Source organism: Treponema succinifaciens DSM 2489 (assembly GCF_000195275.1).
Lineage (GTDB): Bacteria > Spirochaetota > Spirochaetia > Treponematales > Treponemataceae > Treponema_D > Treponema_D succinifaciens.
Window position 1 is genome coordinate 692,564 of sequence record NC_015385.1, and the last position, 22,421, is coordinate 714,984.

Genomic DNA, 22,421 nt, shown 5'->3' on the forward strand with positions numbered 1-22,421 from the left:
TGAACACTTTGATTTTTTCTGATATGGATTTATAATATAAAAATCAAGAGTATTTTATAGGTGAGAATATGAAAAAAGGAAAACTTTCAGTCTCGATTGGAATTCAGACATCTCTTATTATAATATTTTTAGTTGCCATTCAGCTTATTGTTATTGTAAATTTAACAAAAAAAGACTTGCTGGAAGACGCTTATTCTAAGTATTCAGAACTTGCAAGGTCTTATTCTTCTGAAATCTCTTCTGTTCTTGAAAAATCTAAAGTTGGAATGGATGTATATGTCAATGCTGACGTTTGCAAAACTGAAAATCCAGCTGAAATAGTTTCTTGGTTGCAAGCCCATGCATATTTAAGAAGAGCCTGGTTTGATTATGTGGCTTTTGTTGATCAAGATGGAAACTTTGAATCAGATATAGGAACTCACACAGTTGTAACAGACCGTGATTATTTTAAGGCGATAATGCAGAATGGAGCCGATTCGTTTATAGACAATCCTACTCCTTCTAAAGTTTCTGGAAAACTAGTTATTCATATTAACCGTGCGCTTAAATTGGACGGAAAAACAATTGGTTTTTTCTCTGGAGTAACAACTTCTGAACGTTTGAGCCGTTTTGTAGAGAATACAGAAATTGGAAATGCTGGAGTTTCTGCCCTTATTTCTGAGAATGGACTTATAATAGCTTCTTCTGGAGATTCAAAAGTAGTTGACAAGCTTTTTGCGACAGAAGATGCAAAGAAAATCCTTTCTACTTCAAGTGTGAACGGCGACGGCATTATAAATACTGCCAACGGAAAATATTATCTTTTCTATTCTATAGTTGAAGGAACTGACTGGCGCAACTGCATAGTTATTTCTGAGGCGGAAGTTCTTAGCATTTTTAGAAAAATTTTTTCTATTATAATTATTTCAAACTTTGTCATTGGAATTGCTGTAATTTTTGGAGTGATTGTCAACTTAATCCGAAAGACGCAGCCTCTTATAGTTCTTGAGCAGTCTATAAATAAGATTGCTTCAGGAAATGCTGATTTAACCAAACGAATTGAGCTTAAGAGAAAAAAGAACGATGAAGTTGGAAGCATTATAGATAGTTTTAACGGCTTTATGGAAAAACTGCAAAGCATAATTGTTGTCATAAAGCAGCTGAAAGATGAACTTCTAAAAGTTGATTCAGACTTGGATGCAGGAACTCAGGATACAGCAACTTCTATAAGCCAGATAATTTCTAATATCAAAAATGTTGAAAACGGCATAAACAGTAACTCTGAGAGTGTGGATCAGACAACAACTGTTCTTGATAAAATTTCCATTGGAATTGACAATCTTAATAATATGATTGAAAGCCAGTCGGCCTGTGTTACAGAAGCGTCTGCGGCTGTTGAGCAGATGATTGGCAACATAAATTCTGTAAATTCTTCTATTGGAAAGATGGCTGCTTCATTTGAAAGCCTTGAGCAAAGCTCTTCTGAAGGTGTGAAAAAGCAGGATGATGTGAACTCAAGAATTCTTGTTATTGCAAGCGAGTCTCAGTCTTTGCAGGAAGCGAATGCCGTTATTTCAAGCATTGCGGAACAGACAAATCTTCTTGCAATGAATGCTGCAATCGAGGCCGCTCACGCAGGCGAGGCAGGAAAAGGATTTAGTGTTGTTGCGGATGAAATCCGCAAGCTTTCTGAAACTTCATCTGAACAGTCAAAGACAATCGGAAATCAGTTGCAGAAAATAACTGATGGAATTGAAGAGATTGTTTCTGCCTCAAAGATTGCATCCGAAACCTTTTCTGCTGTTTCAAATGAAATGGTGGAAACAAACAATCTTGTGTCTCAGATAAAAAATGCCATGCAGGAACAAGGAGAAGGTTCACGTCAGATTTCTCTTGCGCTTACACAAATGAACGACAGCACTGTGCAAGTAAGAGAATCTTCCAAGCAGATGTCGGAGGGCGGAAAGGAAATTCTAAATGAAATAAAAACTTTGCAGAATTCAACTTTGAGCATGAAACAAGGAATGAGCGAAATGTCCGCCGGCGCAAGAAAAATAAACGAAACTGGAAACGCATTGTCTGGAATTTCTAACCTTATGGCGCAGTCTATAAAGAAGCTTGGAAACGAGGTTGATTTGTTCAAAGTATAAAAGAATACAAAAAAAATTTATTGCTAAATAAATTGCATGAGCTGGAAAATGACACTGTTTATTTTCCGGCTTTTGTATTGTAAGTTTGCTATTCCCCAATTTAACTGGGGAAATCTTTTTTTTATGAGAAAAACTTCACTGAAAAATCAAGTTGCTGGAAAAAATCCATAAAAAATTTAGATTTTGTCTAAAAATAAGAAATTATGTGCTATATTATTAGTCTATGAATTTTAGTGAAGATAAGATTTCAGAAGTTATTTCGGCAAATATAAAGAATGTTGATTCACTTTTCGTTTTTCCCACTGATGTTGTTCAGACAAGCTGGATAAACTGGGCTATAAAAAATCCGGACGAGTCTGGCGTGCGGGCCTTTAATCTTGACCAGTTTACAGCATGGGATAAATTCAAGTCTGATTATTTAAAAGCTTCTGATGAAAATCTTATTTGTATTCCTCCTGTTGTACGGAAGGTTTTTGTTCAAAAAATTCTTTCAGAAAACAATGAGATGCATTTCTTTAAAAGAATTGTTTCTTCTGCATCAGAGTTCAAGGATAATGTTTTTAGCTTTACAGATTGGATCGCAAAAATTCTTCCCTCATTAAAACTTTGGAATGAGCACTTTGAAAAATATTGCGCCGCAGGAAAAATTCCTGATGATGAAGATGATGATTATAAAAAACTTTTTGAGCTTTACAAGGAATTTTTGAAGCAGAACAATTTTTACGAGCCTTCTTATTTGGATTCAAATTTCAAGAAGAATGAAAAGCAAATTTTTATTTTTTATCCAGAGATTCTTGAAGACTTCGCGGAATTTCAGAATATTCTTTGTGCGGAAGAAAATGTAACATTGGTTTGTATTCCCAAGAATGCGCAGAGCGGCAGGTGTGTTTTTTATAATGATGCGCGAAAAGAAATTAGAATGCTTGTTCTTAGGCTTAGACAACTGCACCTTGAAAAAATTGACTTGCGTACAGTGGCTGTCAATGTTCCCTGCTTGGAAAATATCAGACCTTATTTGGAAAGAGAACTTTCAATTTATTCTGTTCCTTTTACTGTACGGGCTGGAGTTCCATACACAAAGAATTGCGGAGGAGATATTTTTCAGAAAATAAAAGACTGCGCTTCTTCCGGCTTTTCGTATGACAGCGTGCGTTCGTTTTTGCTTGATGGATATATTCCGTGGAAAAATTTTGATTTAAATGAACGTCTTGTAAGAGCAGGAAATGAAAAAAGATGTGTGTGCAGCTATGAAGAAGGTGAATCCATCAAAGATATATGGCTTTCTTCACTTGATGATGAAAGTGCAGAAAAAGAATTTTATCTAAAAATCAAAGATACTGTTTTGCAATTTGAAAATGCATCTAGTTTTCAAAAGCTGAAATTTGCCTGGGACAGTTTTAAAAGTAAATTTATTGATGAGAAAAAATTTAGTGAAGAGCGTTATACAACAACAGATAAAATTTTAGGACGAATAATTACTGACTTAAACAACCTTATGTCTATTGAACGTGATTATCTTTCAAAAATAAATTACAAATTAAATTCTGCATTTGATTTTTTTATAAATGAAATTAACCAGAAGACTTATACACCTAATGAAAAGAAATATGGAGTTAATATTTTTCCTTATAGGCTTTCTGTTTGCGCGGATTTTGAATATCAATTTGTAATAAATGCGACTCAAAGAGATGTTTCTGTTCCTTTTAGAAAACTTGGATTTATAAATGATGTTGAAAAACGTGCGTTGCTTGAATTAAATGAAAAAGATGTTTCTGTTGATTTTATAAAGCTCTATTGTGCTCAGCAAAGAAACTTAAAAAATAAGCAGATGTTTTTTTCTGCGTCAAAAAAAACATTTTCTGGTTCTGCGATTATGCATACCGCGTTTGAATCCTGTGAACAATCAGATGAAAAAGTTCTTGAGCAATTTGATTTTATTAATAATGAAAAAAATGATTTTAAAGACGGCATTGTTTCGGAACGTGCTTTTTCAGAAATGCAGCAGAAATCTTTTTATAACTGGAAAAATATTTTTGCATCAGGTGATTCTTCTTGCATGTCTGATTCACTAAAAAATAAAATCAATGCTGAGCTAAAAGATAAAGGAAAGAATTCAAATCCTGAAAAAGTAAAAATTTCTCAGACTGAATTAAAAAGTTTTTTTCCTTGTCCAAGAAAATTTATTTTTACAAAAGTCTTAAGTTTAAAAGAAGATTCTTTAGATGTGGATCTTATAAAAAATTATGAAGCTGGTGTTCTTATTCATAAAATAATTGAACTTGTATGCAAAAATTTTCAGGATAAAAATGGAATTTACAAAGGAAAAATACCTATCTTCAATGAAGAGACTTCTGGGCATATAGAGCAGTTGATTTTTTCTGCTTTTGATGAAGCTAAACTTCATGCAGGTTTTTCAAGAAGTCCGCTTGCTCTTAAAATTATTGAAAGCCAGAAAGGGCTTATCTGTAAAAATGTATTTTTGTTTTTTAAACAGTTTTGCGCGTTGCCGGATTATTCTAGTAAAAAAGGAAATAAAAGTTTTGGAGGATATTTTATTGAAGGAGTTGAGCTTGAAAAAGAAGTTCCTTGCAGTTCAAATCAGTTTGACTTCTTTGGAAAGATTGACTGTGTGCTTTTAAATCCTGATGAGCCTGATGAGCTTTTTATCATTGATTACAAAACTGGTTCTGCGCCTTCTATAAAAGATTGCATTTTTAATGCGGATTCAATTCCCGTATTAGGAGACTTTCAAATGGCTTCGTATGTAAAACTTTTGGAAAGCAAGGAAACAAAAGTTTGCTCTGCTATGTTCTATAAAATTAAAAAAGATTCTGCAGACAATTTTGATGTTGTGCAAATTATTTCAAAAACACCGAACGCAAGAAGCCATAACATAGATAGAGAAGGCTTTGAAAAAACTTTGTCTGAGTTTGAAATTTTTGCAGAGTACTTTTATGAAAAATCATCTGGATTTGATTTCGAGCCTAAAAATTTTCAAGCGGACAAAGAACATGGCATAAATGTCTACAAAGACTGCATGAAGTGTGGACTTAATTCAATTTGCAGAACATCATTTAATATTGCAAAAAAGGAAATTTTATGAGCGTTGATTATGATTTTTTAACTGAACCTTTAACTGAAAATCCTGATAACTCAAAGTCGCCTGATATTTTTCAAATTAAGGCAATAACAAAAAAAGATAATGCAGTTGTTTCCGCTGGCGCAGGTTCTGGAAAAACTGATGTTCTTGCTTTGCGTTATGCTTTTTTACTTATGACAGATGAGAATATACATATAAAAAATATTCTGGCTCTTACTTTTACAAAAGAAGCTGCTTCTGAAATTTATGACCGAATATATAAAAAACTTAATTCATTTGTAAAATTTCTTGATAATGACAAATATCCAAAGCAGGTAAAACTTGCAAAAAGAGCATTGGATGAATTTGCAGATGCTAAGATTCAAACACTTGATGCTTACAGTGGTTCTCTTGTAAGAATTGCTGCCAGCCGCTATGGAATTCGTCCCGACTTTACAACTGGCTCTTCGTCTTGCGACCGTGCAGTTGAAGATGCTGCCCTTCCGTTTGTTTTAAAGCATAGAACTGAAGAATGCTTTAATGTTTATTCTATGCCTGGAAAAATTGAAGATTTTGCTGCGGGTTATTTTGCTTCTCCAGTTCTGGAATGTACTTCTGTTGCTACAAGAAAGAACTTTTTTTCGGATAATTTTCAAATACAAAAGGCGCAAATAATTGAAGAATGGAATTCTTTTTTTGCTGAAAATGAAAACTCTATAAAGTCGCAGTTTGAAAATATAAAATCACTTTTAAACGAAGCTGATGAAAAAAATGCTTTTACAAGTGAATTAAAAGAATTGGTTGAAAAAAATGATTTTACAGAAAACGGAAATAATTTTTCATTTGATTATTTAAATGAAGAAAATGCAAATTCTTTTTCTGCAGCTGCTCAGGTTTTTTATTCAGGTATAAATTCCGTTTGCTCAATAAGCATGAATAAAGGCGGAAACAAGGAACCAGTAAAAGAAATCAAGGAAACTATAAAAAGAATAAGAGAAACAATTCCTGTTGTTGTTTCTGTTGTGAATTTTATAAAAAACTTTTCCGCGCAAAAAAGGATGTTTGAGCTTCTTGATGAATTTCTTGAAGAAGTAAATAATACCAAGCGCATTTCTGGAAATCTTTCTTTTAAGGATGTTGGAGACTTGGCTTTGAGAATTCTTATCGAGCAGCCGGACATCAGAAAACAGCAGAAAAATCTTATAAAGAAAATAATGATAGATGAATTTCAGGATAACAACAAAAAAAACAAGGAGCTTTTGTTTCTTATTTCTGAAAATGACGGAAAAGAACTTTTAATTGAAAACAAAACTGAAGCCGAATTTTTTGCTGAGCTTGAAAACAATATTTCCGCAGAAAAGCTTTTTTTCGTTGGAGATGAAAAGCAATCAATTTATAAATTCCGAGGAGCAGATGTAAGTGTATTCAATCAGTTAAAAAAATCCTTAAAGGACAATTCTGGTTCTCAAGAAAATGTTAACTTGAACATGACAAATAATTATCGCTCTTCTGTTCCTTTGCTTTATTCTTTTAATCTAATGTTTGGAAACTGCAATGACAGCCATCCGTTGAATGAAACAGAAATTCCTTCTTTGTTTTATTCAGAAGAAAATGGGATTGAAAATTTAAAAAGCTATGAAGCTGAATACAAGCACAATGCTTTGAAAAAAAACGAACTTCCTTGTTCTGTTGATGCAAGCAATGTTCCTGTTCATTTGTGCCTTTTAAATACAGGAGAAAATGAGGACGGAAATAACTTTGCTGATTTTGTAAACTACGGAAAGTGTCTTAGCGAAAATGAAACAGAAGCATATTTTATAGCCAGAAAAATTTATGAGCTTTCAAAAATTGATTCTAACTTTAACAATTACGCAATTCTAGATAATTCTCGTTCAGGAAGATTTTACTTGCAAAGGTATCTTTCTCTTTTTAACATTCCTTATACGGTTGACCGGCAGACAAATGTTTTTTCAGAAGGAATTGTAAATGATTTTTACAGCTTTTTAAGATTTTGCGTTTATCCTTCAGACTCAAATGCGTTTGCGGCTTTTCTTGCTTCACCGTTTGCAGGAATAAGCATTCAAGGCATTCAAAATATTTTGTCAGCATCAGTTAAAAAAACAAAAAATTCTGAAATTATTTTTTCCGCATTTGAAGAGAATGACGAGATTTCTCTTTCTGATTCCGATATGAAAAAATATTTGGCTGCAAAAAAATTTTATGAAGAACTGCGGGACAATATTCTTTCTCAAAGCCTTACAAAATCGCTTGAACTTTTGTGGTACAAAACCGGATATTACTTTGAAACAATTCTAAACAGAAATCTTACGCTTTATGCAGAACAGTTTGATTTGCTTTATGAAACTGCACGCCAAGCTGAAAACGAAGGCAAAAGCATTTCTTGGTTTGTTGATCAGCTTGGAATTGCAAAGAAAAAAGAAATTTCATCTTACATGAATGATGAGAGTGTTGAACTTGAGCTAAAAGAAATTTCTTATCCAATTGAAAAACCAGACGCTGTAAAAATTATGACAATTCATCAGAGCAAAGGCTTGCAGTTTAAGCATGTCTTTGTTATTGGAATTTGGGGAAATCCTAAAACGCAGATAACAGGAACTTTCTTTTTTGATGAAGACGGATTTGACGAAAAAATTGCAACGGGAGTTTCTTTGTGCGCTTTAGACGAAGGCGGAAATTATTTTTCGGTGCGGCAAAAAGAGGATTCTGCTTTAAGAGAACTTGCTGAACAAAAGAGAAAAATTTATGTTGCAATTACACGTGCGGAAGAAGATGTTCATTTGGTCGGAAGTTTTTCAAGAAGCAAGGAATTAAAGAAATTTGACGAATCCGATAATGCTGAAAAAAGGTATGACGGTTCGATTTCCTTGATGCACAAGCTTTGCCGTTTTTATTATCAGAAGGAACTTTACACCGACAATGATTTTTCTTTTGAATCTTATTGCAATGAGCCTGTATTTAATAAAAATGGCGCACCTTTTGATTTTATAAAAATAAATCCTGTTTCTACAAAAGTCCGTGCGGATGAAAAAACAAATTTAGATGAGCTTAGACAAAAAAAGATAAAACTGTTTTCTGCTTTCTATGACAAAATTCCTTTTGAAAAAGACAATGATTTTCCTCATGAATTTTCTGATAAAACTCAAACACCAAGTGGCCTTGAAAAACTGCCTCCAAAAACAACTGTAAAAGTTGACGGCGCATTTAAAATAAATGAAGAATACTCTTCTATTGATTCGATTTTAAAATCAGCGACTGATATTTCAGAAGACAATGAAGAGGATTCTGCTTATGCTGAATTTAATTATGCTGACTTTGGAAAATTCGCCCATTCTTATCTTGAATGTCTTGTTTCTACTGGAAATATTTTGAATGCTGAAAACTTCATTGACAGGATTGTTTCAAAAAAACTTTCTGAAAATCAAAAAGCTAAGGAAATTCTTTTAAAGGCTATTGTGTCTATGTGTGAGTGTTTTGAAAAAACTTATCTTGGAAAAAAAGTTGCAGATGCAAAAAAATCCAATCGACTTTGCAAAACAGAAAATAAATTCAAGTTTCTTATGGATGACACGATTTTTACAGGTTCAATGGACTTGATTTTTCAAGATTCAGATCAAAAGCTTTTTATTGTTGACTATAAAACAGACCGCGCTGTAAAGCCAGAACTTTATATTGAACAGCTTTCTTGCTACCGTAAAGCCGCTTCTGAAATTTTCCATGTCGATACAAAAGATATAGAAACTTTTCTTTATTATCTTCGCTACGACAAGGAAATTGATATTTCAGCTTATACTTTATAATTTTTAGTATGAAATGACTGCTTCAAAGGAAACTGATTCCGGCGTTTTACCAAGGAATGTTATTTTGTTTTCCTCTTTAAAACCGAAGATTTCCACTTTATCATTCAGCATTGCTTCCTTTGCGAAATTTATTTTGAAGTCTTTTGGTTTTCTTCCGCGGAATTCTTCTGGAATCGCATCTTCAACAAACGCCGCGTATCTTGCGTTGTTTGTGTGCCCGTTTGCATCCAAGTCTGAAAACTTAATTATCCTTGTGTCCCAAAGCTCGCTTTTTTCAGGCTGAAGGATTTTGTCCGGTTTGTCGCAGTCAAGGTCAATGCAAAATTCCGGAGGCGTTCTTAACGTGAATTTTTTTAGCGGAAGAATTCGTCGTTCGTTTATATCAACTAAAAGCCATGATGATTTTCCAGAAACTAAAATGTTTTTGTTTTCATCAAGAATTTTATAGCCACGCATAAACTGAAGTGCCTGCGGTTTTTCCTCCCAAGTTTCAACTTCTATAAATTGATTTTCTTTTGGCCACTTATGAATTCTATATGAGCATCTTGAAACAAGAATTCCAAATCCGTTGTCTTTTAAAATTTTGCGCGACATTCCGCGTTGCCTGTAATCTTCAACTGCAATATCAGAAGTTATTTTTAAAAGCTCGTGCAAGCTCAAGTCTTTGTTTGCGTTGCATTGGCTGAAATAAATATTTGACTGAACATGAAAAATATTTTTGTCTTCTTCAAAAAAAGATTTGTATTCCATAGAAAAAGTTTAATGAATTTTTTATAAAAATGGAATCACAATGCAGTTTTTTTTATTTTCAAGTAATAAAAATATAAGAGTGTTTTGTGCATCAAAAAATACAGGAGCGTGTAATAAAAACTTTGTATAAAATATCGTCAAAGTTTTTATTCACAAGTTTGCGTTGCAAACTTCTTTATTAACTGCATATTCTCATTTCATTGCGAATATGCTTAAAAAGTCAAATCAAAAGTTGATACTTTCTCATTGACTTTTTATTGGAGCGCTTATGAAATTAAATCAATTTGTAAAAAAATTGGCTCAGATGATTTTTGTTTCCGCAGGGCTTTTGTTTGCTGTTACTTTTTCTGTTTGTCCTATGTCGTGCCGTTCTTCTGTTGAAAGTCTTGAACTTTTGTCTGGGGATTTTTCTGTTCCCAATATAACAAAGTTTTGTGCCACGTCTTCTAATTCTGCACGTCTGGATTTTTCAAGAGAAGTCGAGCTGAAAAACACAGAGCTTTTTTTGTCAGATAAAATTTCAAGTTTAGGAAATGTAGAATGTAAATATGAAGAAAAGTCAGTTTTGCTTGAATTTCAAAATGAAACCGCAATTGGAATTGATTACAAAGTTGAAGGCATGGCTTTTGATTCTGCTGGAAATTCCTTGACGTTCAGTGTTCCGTTTAAAGGCTTTAACAATAATCCTGCGAAAGTTATAATCACGGAACTTAGAAATTCCTATGGAACTAAAACTATAAAAGAAACGAAGGAAAAAGTTCATCGCAGCGAATTTGTTGAGCTTTATGTGTTGAAGGGCGGAAATCTTTCTGGACTTGAAGTTATAAGCGCGGCAAATGGCGATAAAACGAAATTCATTCTTCCGGCAGTTGAAGTAAATGAAGGCGATTATGTTACCATGCACATGAGAATGATTATTGCCGAAGGTCTTGATGGCGAAGGAATGAACAATGAGTTTGGGGACAATTTAAAGCTTTCCAAGCATGAGGATTCTTGCGATACTGCCAGGGACTTGTGGAGCGAATGTACAAAAAAGCCTTTTGCTGCCAGTGATATAGTTGTTTTAAGAGATTCCAATACTTCTGAAATTCTTGATGCTGTTGTTTTTGCAAAATCAGATTGCGCCGAATGGAAAAAAGGAATTTCTGATTTTGCTTCTATTGTTTCAGAAAGCGGAATATGGCAGGGAGGCGCTTGTCTTGAAAATGCGATTTGTTGCGATAACATTTCCCCCACAAGAAGTCTTTCGCGTCAAAATTTAAAGGAAGCTGTCGCCTCATATAAAAAAGGACAAGTGATAGCAAATGGAAAAGACTGTTGGATTGTTGCAAAGACTGCAACTCCGGGATACGGGAATTCAAATATTCCGTATGTGAAATAAAAAAAAACGGCTGCTAGAAGTTTGGAATTTCTTTTTTTCGTGTGTATTTCCAGTCTTTTGCATGGCTATTTGGAAGTTTTCCTTCTATGCGGTCGTTTTCTTTTTGAAGTTGAAATTTTATCATCTGCTTAAAAACTGTCATAAGGGGCTCTGGCGAAATTTCTTTATTCACAATTCCTGTTGATTGCAATTCTTTAATCAGATAGTAGCAAGTTTCAATTGTAGAAACGCAATATTCCTGTGGTTCGTGTTTAAAAGTGAAAATACTTTTGTAGTTTCCAGTGAATGAAAATTTCGGTAGAGAATTTATATTTGTGCTGAAGCGCAATATTTTTTTTGAGCAGAACCAAGTTGAGTCTACGATTATTGCAAGCAGTTTTTTTCCTTGTATTGTTTCTTTAAATCCTTCTTTGCTGCAAGTCCAGGCGTCTGGTGAAGGGTAGAGCAAAACGGGATAATACTGCGGGTCATTCAAAAGTTCTTCAAGGCGTTTGTTTTTTGTGAAATCGATTCCCATAAGAATTTCACTTTCTGGAAGACAAAGGGAAGCTAAACGTCCTGTTCCTGTGCGTTGTTTTTTCGCTTCTTTTGGATGCATTAAAAAAACAAATTTAATTCCGCAGTTTATAGGAGCTGTGTATTTGCAGTAGCATGAAGAAATCGGCCGCATACATTTAAAGCAAAGCTGTCTGTAATTTTCATTGTCGTCCTGAATTTTCATAAGCTCCTCTTTTTGAAAAAATGAAATTTTATTTGCTTGTTTTAAAATGTAAAAACCCCGGAGATTTCCAGGGTTTCAATCACAATTAGTAAGCTGATTTAGAATCATGCGGCTTGTGGTTTTTTTTCAAAAGCTTACGAGCCAATGATTTGTTTTTGCGATTGAGGATTGTAGAAGGCTTTTCGTAATATTCGCGCTTTTTGTATTCACGGATAATTCCTTCTTTTTCAACCATTCTCTTAAAGCGTTTGATTGCCTTTTCGAGGTTTTCATTCTCATCAACATTGATTGTTGCCATGTCTTTGTTCACCATCCTCACCAACGAAATATCGCAGGGAACTAAATTATGAATAAAAAACTGAATTATGTCAATGCAGAATCTGTTTTTTACACAAATTCCGCATTTTTTTTTCAGTTATCCAGAACGGTTGTGTCTAGCAATTCAAAGCCTGAAAGAAGTTCCTTTGCTGTTTTTACAATTGCATCTTTGTCTTTTTGAGTTTTTCCTTCTATATTCAATGGCATTACAGGGTCGTGAAGCGAAAGCCGCAGCAAAAGCCAGCCTTCTGCATTTTTATCATGGAATGAAATTCTTACGCCTTCAAAATTTTCAGGAAGGTTGAGTTTGTTTTTTATTGCGCGGGATTTGAATTCTTCAAGGACTTTTTTTCCGTATTGCTTGAAATCTTCTGCCTTGATTTTAAATCTGCATTCCGCTTCAATTCCAGCCGGTGGAAGTTCTGAAATGAAACTTTCAATTTTTTTGTTTTCTTTGGAAGCTTTTGCAAGCGAAGAAATAAGTTTTACAGCAAGGAAAGCTCCATCGTCAAGATAGTAGTTGTCTTTTAACGCTCCATGCCCGGAAGTTTCCATTGCAAGCGGAGAAACGATTCCCTTTTCATTTAGCTCGCGGCATTTGTCAATTACATTTTTATATCCGCGCATATAACGAAGATGTTTTAAGCCAAGTTTTTTTTCAAGGAAGAAAGTCAAACGGTCGCTTGTTACAGAATCGGTTACAATTGTACTGCCCGGAAAATCCGGTGCGAGTATAGCTGAAAAAAGCGCGATTATAGAATCACGGTTTACTTCTTCGCCTGTGTGAAAAACTGCGCTCATTCTGTCAACGTCAGTGTCAAAAATCAGCCCAAGGTCTGCTTTGTTTTGTACTGTGGCTTTTTGAATTGCCTGCATTGCCTGCTTGTTTTCTGGATTTGGAATGTGGTTTGGAAACATTCCGTCCGGTTCAAGAAATTCGCTTCCTTCTGTGTTTGCTCCAAGCGGAATTAAAATTTTGTCTACAAAGAATCCTGCATCTCCGTTTCCTGCATCGACAACGATTTTTAATCCTGCAAGCGGCTTTTCTGATTCAGTTGAATTCAGTTCTTTGCAAATTGTCTGCTTTAAATGTTCCGCATAAATCGAAAGCAAGTCAAAGTTTTCCGCGAATGGAGATGAGTTTTTTTGCGGAGTTAAATTTTGCGCGGTCTTTAAAATTTCCTCAATGTCTTCATGCTCAAGTCCGCCGTCAACATTGAAAAATTTTATTCCGTTTCTGTTGAATGGCAGGTGGCTTGCAGTAATCATAAGTGAACCGTCAAACTTTGTCTGGTCAAAAACAATCGACATGAACATTGCCGGTGTTGTTGCAAGACCGCAGTTTACAACTTTTGCTCCAGTTGAAGAAATTCCTTCCGCAGCTGCAAGCGCAAGTTTTTCTCCTGTGATGCGGGCATCTCGTCCGATTCCGATTTTAAGTTCGTTTGCTTTTTTTCCACATTTTTTTTCAAGCCACAAAACAAATGCCTGGCCTATTAAGTTTGCTGCTTTGTCTGTAAGATTTACGTGTTCACCTTCGACACCTTCTATTGCAATTCCGCGGACATCGCTTCCGTTTTGCAGTTTCATCAAATTAAGTTCGGACATATTTTTCCTCTGTAGAAATTTCAAAATATCTTTTATTCTATATGTTTTTTTTGCTGTGGTCAAACTCTGTTTTTTCAGCTTTTAAAAATTCCATTTATCAAATTCCAAGCTACAGAACCGGGGCGTGGCAGCTGTGATTCTGGCGGAAGTTCAGTTCTTTTAAACCAGTGCGCTTCAAGAATTTCAGACTCTTGAATTTTTATTTCGCCGCTTTTGTATTCCGCCGTGAACGCTAGCATGAGCTGATCGGGAAACGGCCATGCTTGGCTTCCGCAGTATTTTATTCTTTGAACTTCTATGTTTGTTTCTTCTTTTATTTCACGCGCCACGCATTGCTCAAGAGTTTCACCTTGCTCAACAAAACCTGAAACGCAGGCGTAGTTTTTGTATGCGGAATTTTTATTTTTTACAAGGAGAATTTCTTCTCCCTTGGAAACGAGCGTTATTGTCGCAGGCTCTATCCGCGGAAAAAATTTTGTTTTGCAGTCCGGACATTTTCTTGCGGATTCAGTTTCATCATCAATTAATTTTCCTTTGCATGAGGGACAGAATTTAAATGCGCTTCTTTGCTTTAAAATGCTTGCGGCTCTTGAAGCTAGGAATGCGGTTTCTTTATGCTCAAAGCAGAATTGCCGGACGGAAATAAATTTACAGTTTTCAGGAGCCGAACAATTTTCTTTTGCCAAAGCTGCGGCGAACGAAAGATTTTTTTCTATATACCAGTCGTCTGAAAAAGTTTCATTTGCAAAAAATTCAAATTCTTTTTTTGAAATAAAAGAATTGTCTTTTACTAAAATTTCATTTCCTTTGCAGACAAAAAAATAATCTGCGTCAAGACAATTCGGCTTTGTAATAATAGGCATAAAAATTCTCCAGTCAATTTTTAAAACAGTAGCAACAAAAAAGACCGCCACAAAAAATGACGGTCTTAGTCTAGCAAAAGACTTTGCAAAAGTTCAAGTGTTAATTAGTGTATGTAAAGCACTAATTAATTTTGCTATTTTATTTCAACTGCATCAGAGACGGTCGAGACAAGTTCCTTTCGCTTATACTTCAGATTTGAAGTGCATCTTGTTTTCAGCACAATGCGGTACGTGCCGGCAGAAAGTGACTTTGGCAATGGAAAAAGCAGAGTTCCGGGCTTGTTTACGGAAAGTTTTGCCGTTACTGGAATCCAGTCCGTGCCGCTTTCGTCAATTGACGCAGTTTCTCCGGTGGCAGGAGCAAACCAGATTCCACCGCCTTCACCGCCAATCAGAAGTTTTTTGCCTAAAATCTGCACAGAGCCGTTCAACGAAAGATTTCCGTCATCATCCCCTGAGTCGATGTCAACAATTCTGCTGATAGTCGCGGCCGGCTCAGAATAAGACTCATGCTCAACCGTAACATTTGAGATTGCGGACTTTGTAAGCTCTGACGGAATAAATTTTACCGTGATGTTCGGCGAAAAACTGCTTCCGTCAGTTGAGCCTTTGCAGGCGATGTAGAACACGCCAAGGTTCAGGCAGTTTACAGAGTTTCCGCCTCCAAGCGATTCTGTAATGACTTTTTCAAAAGCATCGCAGACGGAATAAACCGTGCCGATGTCCAGCTGAGGAACCTTGTTCGCCACAAGCTGAATGACATTCCCGACGGTATGGGTGTTTCGGACTATTCTTCCAACATACTTGTCGGAAGAATCCTTTGAAAAATAGTTGCGCTGTAACTTTACAGACACACGGCCGTTAGGATTCTCAATGGAATCCATGAGATTTGATTTGGCTGCCATAGGGCATTGCCTCCTCTAATATAGAAGATTGTGGCAACGGCTCTTGCATACGGGGGATCAATAATGATAGTATCAAACAACCACATTTGGTATCGTTATCGATGCCGCAAAGTCTGGGAGCCGCTGCCTGTCGCATAACATGCAACTGTTTTCAGACTTTTTTATTTTAATTTTTATGCCGAATATACTATCGGCTTTATTTTCCGCTAATATCCTTCTGCAAGCCATCTGTTCCGCTCTTCCTGCATTTCCTCTTCATATCTGTATTCTTCCTCATAGCTTTTTCGTCTTGGAGAAATCTTTTTTATAAAATCAGCGAATTTCAGCAGAACCGCATTGTCCAAAGACTTGTCCCTGGTCCAATAAGAAACGTATCTTTGAGAATTCCGCCTTAAAGTCTTTATGCGAATTTCAGATGCGGATTCTGACACTCCAAAAGAAGTCTGCAAGAACTCTTTTGTTATGCGGCAGCCAAACGACTTCAGGCGGTTTATTATGGCTTCCGGCATTAAAAGGCAAGATGCAAAATAATTCGCCTCGATTTCGCTTTGTTCATAAAGCTGCTTGAGCCTTGAATCCTTTTTCTTTCTGTATTCTGTAATATGCTCAATATCATGTCCTAGCACAATATGACCGATTTCGTGCGCAATGCTGAATGCAATTCGGACAGAAGGCATATTCTGATTGTAGAAAATGATGTATCTTCCGCAAAACTCGACAGCTTCTGCATCTTTTGAATTGACGACATCATCCGCATTCATTCCTTTCTCTTCTATCCAGGAGAACGGCATTAGAGCAATTGCAATCTCTTTTCCGATTTCGTCCACAAGCAGAAAGCAGTCTAAAGGAAATTTCTTTATTATGCGGGATTTTATCAAAATCTCATTCACACGCTCTTCTATGTCTGTCTTGTAATCTGCTGAAAATTCTCCGTTCACTATTCCCCTCCAAATGCTTCTGTAAACGCGAGGCGCAGAATGCCTTCCGCACGCTCAAGGTCTTTTTCGCCAAGTTTGCTAAGTCCTCTTTGAATCGAGTTTATTTTTGCGTTTGCAACATCCACTTCTCCTATGCCCAATAAATAGTCAGTTGTTGTTCCAAGAACATCACAGATTTTTTCAAGAGTTTCTTTTCTTGGAACAACGCCCCTTGTCTCCCACATTGCGACTCCGCTTTTTGTTACTCCTACCTTATCGGCAAGAGCTTCCTGAGAAAGTTTCCTAGACTCCCGCAGCTCGCGGACTCTCGCCATAAATTTCTCATTTCCCATCTCTTTACCCTGTCTTTAATAAGATACGTCTGGGCAAGGCACGCTTACGCTCAAAACCCTGACCCAGCCGTTTTTAAGTTTTGTATAAACCTTAAATAAATCAAAATGTTCAAATATTTTGAACCTACATATAATATACAACAGCCAAAACAGGAAGTCAAGAATAAAAATCAAAAAGTTCAATAAGATTTAACCAATATACTAAAACGGAGGCAGTTACTGCACTAATATGGGTGTTGATTAGCGCACTAATTGGGAGACGATTAGTACAGTAAATGGGTGGCAATTACTGCACTAATAAGAAGGCATTTAGTGCAGTAATGGGGAGGCGTTTAGTGCGGGATTTTAGTGGCAATTTGCAGGGAAAGTTTTTCTTCACTTATTTCTCTAAATACTAACATTTATCGATTTGCTTAAATCTAAAATCATCTGCTCGATATTTTTTCTTGGAGCTGCCGGAATTTCTTCCAGAGCCTGAATTGTGGTTTTATATTTACGTAAAAGTTCGTTGTCTTTTTTTGAGTCTTTGCCGGTTACAAGGTATTCGACTGTTGTGTTCAATTTGCTTGCAATTTTTACGGCATTTTCTGCGGAAACCTCGCTTTTACGTTCAAACGATTTATGCAAACTCTGTAATTTTATTCCTGTAAGTATTGAAAGTTCTTTCTTTGTTTTTCCTTGAAAAATCAATTCGTTTTCAACATTTTCCCAAAAATCCATTTTTATAGATTATGGACTGTTGTCTAATATTTCTTTAATTTGTCATACTATAGTCTATTTTTATAAAATACATTAGACTAATGTCTAATTATTCTTTCTTTTCAGGACAAATCAACATGGATTCAACAAGACAATCTCTGATAGACGAAATAAAAAAGCGCGTTCAGGACAGGATTCTTGAGCGGACAAACGCCGACCTTCTGATAAAGCTCATTACTAACGCGGATTCTTTGGACGAGGCGATTAACATTGCGGCTCTTGGAACGACTTACAAGAGAACGGGGCTTCACTTTGACAAGCGGCTTGAAAAAATGGGAAATGCAATCCGATACTTTAAGAAAAACGAGAAGCTTTCTTTCCGCACCGATGACGCAAAGCCGGTCAACAAACTGATTATCGGCGACAACTATCAGGCTCTGCAAAACCTTCTGATTCAATACAGAGGCAAAATCGATGTGATTTATATTGATCCGCCCTACGGAAAAGACAGCATGGGCGAGTTTGCAAAGACGAATTACAACAACGCCATAACAAGAGACAATCTTCTTTCCATGCTTTATCCGCGGCTTGTACTGGCACGGCAGCTTCTTTCTGACGAGGGCGTGATTTTCTGCAGCATAGACGACAAGAATCAGGCTTACGTGAAATGCCTTTTTGATGAGATTTTCGGGGAAACAAACTTTGCAGGAATTTTTCCATGGAGAAAACGAACAGCTAAAAGTGATGTTCCTTTTGGAATATCGCAGGATTACGAATACATTCTTGTTTTTGCAAAAAGCGAATTTTTCAAAGCCAGCATAGAAGGCGGAAACAGAAAATATTTTGAAACGCCGGATTTTCCAAACAGACCTTGGCGATTTCATGATATGACAACACAAAGAACTTCTTTAGAAAGGCCAAACTCAAATTTTACAATTATAAATCCAAAAAACAATGAAACATATCCTGTAAACCCACAAGCAGTTTGGCGTATTACAAAAGAAGGTTTTCCAGAATATTTAAAAGAAAATAGAATTATTTTCCCTGACGATTATGATTTTTTAAAAATTTCAAAACCTGTATTGCGTTATTGGAAAGATGAAGATGAGAAAAAAGCCAAAGATGATTTTGGAAAAATCGCAGTTTCCACCAAATTACCAGATTACGTTGGAATGTCCCAAGACGGAACAAAAGAAATTTCAAATATTTTAGGAGAAAAATCATTCGGCTATCCGAAATCTGTAAAACTTATAAATTTCCTTATAAAAATCTCTTCAAATCAAAATTCCATAATTCTCGACTTCTTCGCAGGCAGCGGCACAACAGGACACGCGGTTCTTGACCTGAACAAATCGGACGGCGGAAACAGGATTTTCATTCTCTGCCAGCTGAACGAGAAAACGGACGCAAATCCCGACGGAATCGCATACGATGTAACCTCAAAGCGGCTCAAGCGGATCATGACAGGCGAGTGTTACGACGGCTCAAAGGATTTTCCGTGGTTACAGGACAACGAGCCTTACGGCGGAAATCTTGATGTCTACGAAATAGAAGAAATTTTTAATTCTGAATCAACCGAAGGCAAAACTCCGTTCGACGTGATTGACGAGACTTTGTACGGCAAGGAAAAATTCCAGACAGTAAAAGAAAAAATCGAATGGGTCTGCCAGAATTTCGACAAGACACAGACAAAATTATAACTGGTGCTGAGCCTGTCGAAGCCACGCATTTCAGTCATTTCGGCAATCTCAATGACCATGGGAAAATAAAATATGTTACAGGAAGCAAAGGACTTACAGAATTCGGCGGTCTCAAAACTTGTGAATGTTGTCGGACAAAAAGAAAAAAGCGAATACACGTTCAAATCTCCTACGGGAAGCGGCAAAACTTATATGATGGCGGACTTTATGAACCGCATAATCTGCGCGAACCCGGACGTGATTTTTCTTGTCTCAACGCTTTCAAAAAGCAGCCTTGCCGAGCAGAATTATAAATCGTTCAAAGCATTGTCGGAAAACGGAACTTTCAGCCGCCTGAATCCGTTCCTGATAAATTCTGACTCCAGCGGCGAGGGAAATATTTTCATTCCTCTGGACTACAACGTCTATGTTCTTCCGCGCGATTTGTACAAGGACAAGTCAAAGCTAAAGGACACAGGAATCTTCAAGAATTTTCTTCTGTCAATAAAAGGCAGTTTTTCTTCGCCTCAAAAAAAGCGGATTTTTGTGATAAAAGACGAGTGCCACATCGCCACAAGCAACCTGGACGAGCTTAAAGACTGTTTTTCCGTAGTGATAAATTTTTCCGCGACGCCAAAGCTAAGCCGAAGCCAGACTCCAGATGTTGAAATCACAAACGAGGAAGCCGAAAACGCAAAGCTCATAAAAACCGTGGAGCAAGGAAGCGAGACCGATACTCTGGAAAACGCGCTTGACAAGTTTGAAAAAGTAAAGGGCGAATACACAAACCTGCTTTCGGTAAATCCGTGCTTTATAGTCCAGATTTCAAACAAGGACAAGGCGGAAGAGGAACTTGAGAAAAATATTTTTCCAACGCTTCAAAAAGAAAAGTTCCAGAATTTAAAATGGGTTTACATTTCAGGAAAAGAAAAGGAGTGCGACACAAACGATTCGGGCTTGAAAAAACTTTCTGTTTCAAAATGGAAAGACTACATGAAAGAAAAAACTTCCTCAATTTCCGTGATTATTTTCAAAATGGTGATTTCTGAAGGCTGGGACATTCCGCGCGCGTGCATGCTTTATCAAATCCGCGACTCAAAAAGCAAGCAGCTTGACGAGCAGGTTATGGGACGCGTGCGCAGAAACCCTCATCTTCTTGATTTTGAAACGCTCTCAAAAGAAGCGCGGAAACTTGCCTGCACTTCCTGGATTTGGGGAATAATGCCGAAAACTGAAAACGCCGCCCGGAACGTGAATCTTTACAGCGGATACAACATTGAAAACGAAATCAGAATCACGCCGACCAAACTGAAGCCAATAAATGAGGCGAAAAACTTAGACTTTGAAGAATATGTCAAAAACTTAAAAGACGACAAAATCACGCACAAAAGCATTTTTGATATGTATCAGGATTTGCAGAAATGCGACGGCGACATTCAGGCAATGTGCTATGAATATGCAAAAAATTATTCTGACTGGAGAATTTTTGCAGAAAACCTAAGCTCGATAAAAACAAAACGCAGCGAATATATTTCGGACTATTCAAAAAGCATGTACGCCTGCGGCAATGTCAGTTTTCCGTCTTTCAGCTGCTACAACGAAAGCGAAAGAACACTGACTTTGAACGACTGGGTTTGGCGCAGAAAAGACAATGAAAGCGATTTTTCATTTGACAGCGAAGCCGAAAGAAAATGGGCGGAACTCTTGAAAGACATACGCTCCGCTTCAATTCAGCAGACAACAAGCGAACTGTTCGGCAACAAATTTCTTTGGGGAAAGAATTTTCCGTTCAATTCGGAAATAAAATTCGAATATTATCTTGACGGAAACATTCACTCATCTTACCCGGATTTTGTGATGAAAGACAAAAAAGGTCGGATTCATATTTTTGAAGTAAAAAGCGTGAACAAATCCGCCCAGCTGAACATCGACGAAGCTGAATACGCAAAAAAAGTGAACGCATTGATAAGCTGCTATCTTGAATGTTCAAGAAAAACGAATCACATTTTCTATCTTCCAGTTCTGGACAAATCGCAATGGCAGATTACAGTCCTGAAAAACGGAGAGAAAAGCACGATAGACAATATGTAGTGCCAACCAGTTTGTAAAAACGTGGATTTAGCGTCAAAATGTTAATGATAAAATTAACAGTATGGGCATTACCTCATACAAAGTGGAGACACTACATGAAAATTATAACACAAAACGAAAAGATTTTGTATATTGGGATTGATGTTCACAAGGACACCTATTCACTTTGCAGCTTTGATTTTCACAAGAATGAACTTTCTGATGAAATGACAATCAAGGCAACAACGAAAGCTGTAATAAAATACCTGGAGGCAATAAAGAAAAAGCACACTGAAAAATTCTTCAAATGGATAAAGACCGTTCAGTTCTCAGAAAAATGGATGCAGGAGGCTTTCAATGAGTATCTTGCGGAAGTTTACAGTCTGAAAGCAAAAATTGAATTGATGGATATGAAAATCAGAGAAATTGCAGAGCTAGAAATCATAAAGGATAAGGTTGATAAGCTTGTGTGTTTCTCAGGTATTGATATAACTACAGCTGTGGAAACAGTCGTGGAAATCCATGATTTTACAAGATTTGCGACGGCAGCTCAGTTCGTAAGTTATCTTGGTCTTTGTCCTGGAGAAGATTCCAGCGGAAAGACTAAGAATATGCTTCCGCTCACCAAGGCAGGAAACTGCAGAATCAGAGCGCTGTTTTGCGAGTCGGCGAAGGCAATAAAACGGACGAATCCTTACGGACAAAAATCAAAGAGGATTCTTGAAAGACAAAAGAATGCAAGTCCTGAAATTGTGGCGTATGCGGATAAGGCAACAAAACGAATCAGAACGAAGATGAGGCATCTTGAAGAACGTGGAAAAAATTACAACGTATCTTCAGCGGCTGGAGCAAGAGAGCTTGCATGTTTTGTCTGGGGAATGATGAACGGAAAAACAGCTTAGTTCATTATTCATATTTTAAGTTTTTGAAATAAAGAAAAGGTGGCGGAAACGGGGCAGATTTGAGTTATCTTCGTTTATCCTATGGGCTAAACAGTAAGAAATTACTGCGAACTCCCGCTTAATAGACAGAAAGAACTTTTGGCGGATCATTGACCTGTCGGTAATGGTGGAAACAAAGTTTCAACCTAAATCCACGAATATCAGGATGGTCTAGTGCCGAAAATCTTGA

Annotated in this window: 16 protein-coding genes; 7 read left to right on the forward strand and 9 right to left on the reverse strand. The window is 36.5% G+C overall.

Annotation, left to right across the window (positions count from 1 at the left end; translation table 11 throughout):
* Positions 1-68 precede the first annotated feature (68 nt).
* The 3 genes from TRESU_RS03215 (at position 69) to TRESU_RS03225 (ending at position 9,026) form a co-directional block, all read left to right on the forward strand.
* Positions 69-2,129, forward strand: coding sequence for a methyl-accepting chemotaxis protein (locus tag TRESU_RS03215; RefSeq protein WP_013700880.1), 2,061 nt, complete (start codon positions 69-71; stop codon positions 2,127-2,129).
* Positions 2,130-2,352: 223 nt separating this feature from the next.
* Positions 2,353-5,232: a PD-(D/E)XK nuclease family protein gene (locus TRESU_RS03220; RefSeq protein ID WP_013700881.1), complete on the forward strand. Its 2,880-nt coding sequence runs from the start codon at positions 2,353-2,355 to the stop codon at positions 5,230-5,232.
* A complete protein-coding gene (locus TRESU_RS03225; RefSeq protein ID WP_013700882.1) occupies positions 5,229-9,026 on the forward strand; it encodes a UvrD-helicase domain-containing protein in 3,798 nt (1,265 codons plus the stop codon). Before TRESU_RS03220 ends, TRESU_RS03225 begins: the two co-directional genes overlap by 4 nt.
* A gap of 3 nt (positions 9,027-9,029) precedes the next feature.
* Here TRESU_RS03225 and TRESU_RS03230 read toward each other — a convergent pair whose 3' ends face one another.
* Positions 9,030-9,776, reverse strand: a complete 747-nt coding sequence (locus tag TRESU_RS03230) for an acyl-[acyl-carrier-protein] thioesterase (protein ID WP_013700883.1) — start codon at positions 9,774-9,776, stop codon at positions 9,030-9,032.
* A 268-nt stretch (positions 9,777-10,044) separates the two neighbouring features.
* Here TRESU_RS03230 and TRESU_RS03235 point away from each other — a divergent pair, with 268 nt between their 5' ends.
* Complete coding sequence (locus tag TRESU_RS03235; protein ID WP_013700884.1) at positions 10,045-11,157, forward strand: lipoprotein TP_1001-related protein; 1,113 nt, start codon at positions 10,045-10,047, stop codon at positions 11,155-11,157.
* Positions 11,158-11,170: 13 nt separating this feature from the next.
* Here the strand turns inward: TRESU_RS03235 and TRESU_RS03240 are convergent, their stop codons facing one another.
* From TRESU_RS03240 to TRESU_RS03275, 8 genes are all read right to left on the reverse strand, one after another.
* Positions 11,171-11,878 (reverse strand): tRNA-uridine aminocarboxypropyltransferase, encoded by a 708-nt coding sequence (locus tag TRESU_RS03240; protein ID WP_013700885.1) that lies wholly within the window; start codon positions 11,876-11,878, stop codon positions 11,171-11,173.
* An 85-nt stretch (positions 11,879-11,963) separates the two neighbouring features.
* Complete coding sequence (gene rpsU / locus TRESU_RS03245) at positions 11,964-12,176, reverse strand: 30S ribosomal protein S21 (RefSeq protein ID WP_013700886.1); 213 nt, start codon at positions 12,174-12,176, stop codon at positions 11,964-11,966.
* A 113-nt stretch (positions 12,177-12,289) separates the two neighbouring features.
* On the reverse strand, positions 12,290-13,804 hold the full coding sequence (locus TRESU_RS03250; protein ID WP_013700887.1) for a phosphohexomutase domain-containing protein: 1,515 nt from the start codon (positions 13,802-13,804) through the stop codon (positions 12,290-12,292).
* 74 nt (positions 13,805-13,878) lie between these two features.
* Positions 13,879-14,667: an NAD(+) diphosphatase gene (gene nudC / locus TRESU_RS03255; protein ID WP_013700888.1), complete on the reverse strand. Its 789-nt coding sequence runs from the start codon at positions 14,665-14,667 to the stop codon at positions 13,879-13,881.
* A gap of 134 nt (positions 14,668-14,801) precedes the next feature.
* Positions 14,802-15,572, reverse strand: coding sequence for a DUF4469 domain-containing protein (locus tag TRESU_RS03260; protein ID WP_013700889.1), 771 nt, complete (start codon positions 15,570-15,572; stop codon positions 14,802-14,804).
* Between the two features lie 206 nt (positions 15,573-15,778).
* Positions 15,779-16,510 carry an ImmA/IrrE family metallo-endopeptidase gene (locus TRESU_RS14065; RefSeq protein WP_013700890.1) on the reverse strand — a complete coding sequence of 244 codons (732 nt, stop codon included), beginning with the start codon at positions 16,508-16,510 and terminating at the stop codon, positions 15,779-15,781.
* Complete coding sequence (locus TRESU_RS03270) at positions 16,510-16,842, reverse strand: helix-turn-helix domain-containing protein (protein WP_013700891.1); 333 nt, start codon at positions 16,840-16,842, stop codon at positions 16,510-16,512. The genes TRESU_RS14065 and TRESU_RS03270 overlap by 1 nt, the downstream gene beginning before the upstream one ends.
* Before the next feature lie 387 nt (positions 16,843-17,229).
* Positions 17,230-17,562 (reverse strand): helix-turn-helix domain-containing protein, encoded by a 333-nt coding sequence (locus TRESU_RS03275; RefSeq protein WP_013700892.1) that lies wholly within the window; start codon positions 17,560-17,562, stop codon positions 17,230-17,232.
* A gap of 80 nt (positions 17,563-17,642) precedes the next feature.
* Here TRESU_RS03275 and TRESU_RS03280 point away from each other — a divergent pair, with 80 nt between their 5' ends.
* From TRESU_RS03280 to TRESU_RS03290, 3 genes are all read left to right on the forward strand, one after another.
* Positions 17,643-19,241 carry a site-specific DNA-methyltransferase gene (locus tag TRESU_RS03280; RefSeq protein ID WP_081454750.1) on the forward strand — a complete coding sequence of 533 codons (1,599 nt, stop codon included), beginning with the start codon at positions 17,643-17,645 and terminating at the stop codon, positions 19,239-19,241.
* Positions 19,242-19,313: 72 nt separating this feature from the next.
* Positions 19,314-21,311, forward strand: a complete 1,998-nt coding sequence (locus tag TRESU_RS03285) for a DEAD/DEAH box helicase (RefSeq protein WP_013700894.1) — start codon at positions 19,314-19,316, stop codon at positions 21,309-21,311.
* Positions 21,312-21,406: 95 nt separating this feature from the next.
* A complete protein-coding gene (locus TRESU_RS03290) occupies positions 21,407-22,192 on the forward strand; it encodes an IS110 family transposase (protein WP_013700895.1) in 786 nt (261 codons plus the stop codon).
* Positions 22,193-22,421 lie beyond the last annotated feature (229 nt).

Bases quoted from the DNA above. Each gene is read 5' to 3' on its own strand.
- TRESU_RS03215 (WP_013700880.1), top strand. From the start codon at position 69: ATGAAAAAAGGAAAACTTTCAGTCTCGATTGGAATTCAGACATCTCTT.
- TRESU_RS03220 (WP_013700881.1), top strand. From the start codon at position 2,353: ATGAATTTTAGTGAAGATAAGATTTCAGAAGTTATTTCGGCAAATATA.
- TRESU_RS03225 (WP_013700882.1), top strand. From the start codon at position 5,229: ATGAGCGTTGATTATGATTTTTTAACTGAACCTTTAACTGAAAATCCT.
- TRESU_RS03230 (WP_013700883.1), bottom strand. From the start codon at position 9,776: ATGGAATACAAATCTTTTTTTGAAGAAGACAAAAATATTTTTCATGTT.
- TRESU_RS03235 (WP_013700884.1), top strand. From the start codon at position 10,045: ATGAAATTAAATCAATTTGTAAAAAAATTGGCTCAGATGATTTTTGTT.
- TRESU_RS03240 (WP_013700885.1), bottom strand. From the start codon at position 11,878: ATGAAAATTCAGGACGACAATGAAAATTACAGACAGCTTTGCTTTAAA.
- rpsU (WP_013700886.1), bottom strand. From the start codon at position 12,176: ATGGCAACAATCAATGTTGATGAGAATGAAAACCTCGAAAAGGCAATC.
- TRESU_RS03250 (WP_013700887.1), bottom strand. From the start codon at position 13,804: ATGTCCGAACTTAATTTGATGAAACTGCAAAACGGAAGCGATGTCCGC.
- nudC (WP_013700888.1), bottom strand. From the start codon at position 14,667: ATGCCTATTATTACAAAGCCGAATTGTCTTGACGCAGATTATTTTTTT.
- TRESU_RS03260 (WP_013700889.1), bottom strand. From the start codon at position 15,572: ATGGCAGCCAAATCAAATCTCATGGATTCCATTGAGAATCCTAACGGC.
- TRESU_RS03270 (WP_013700891.1), bottom strand. From the start codon at position 16,842: ATGGGAAATGAGAAATTTATGGCGAGAGTCCGCGAGCTGCGGGAGTCT.
- TRESU_RS03275 (WP_013700892.1), bottom strand. From the start codon at position 17,562: ATGGATTTTTGGGAAAATGTTGAAAACGAATTGATTTTTCAAGGAAAA.
- TRESU_RS03280 (WP_081454750.1), top strand. From the start codon at position 17,643: ATGTCTAATTATTCTTTCTTTTCAGGACAAATCAACATGGATTCAACA.
- TRESU_RS03285 (WP_013700894.1), top strand. From the start codon at position 19,314: ATGTTACAGGAAGCAAAGGACTTACAGAATTCGGCGGTCTCAAAACTT.
- TRESU_RS03290 (WP_013700895.1), top strand. From the start codon at position 21,407: ATGAAAATTATAACACAAAACGAAAAGATTTTGTATATTGGGATTGAT.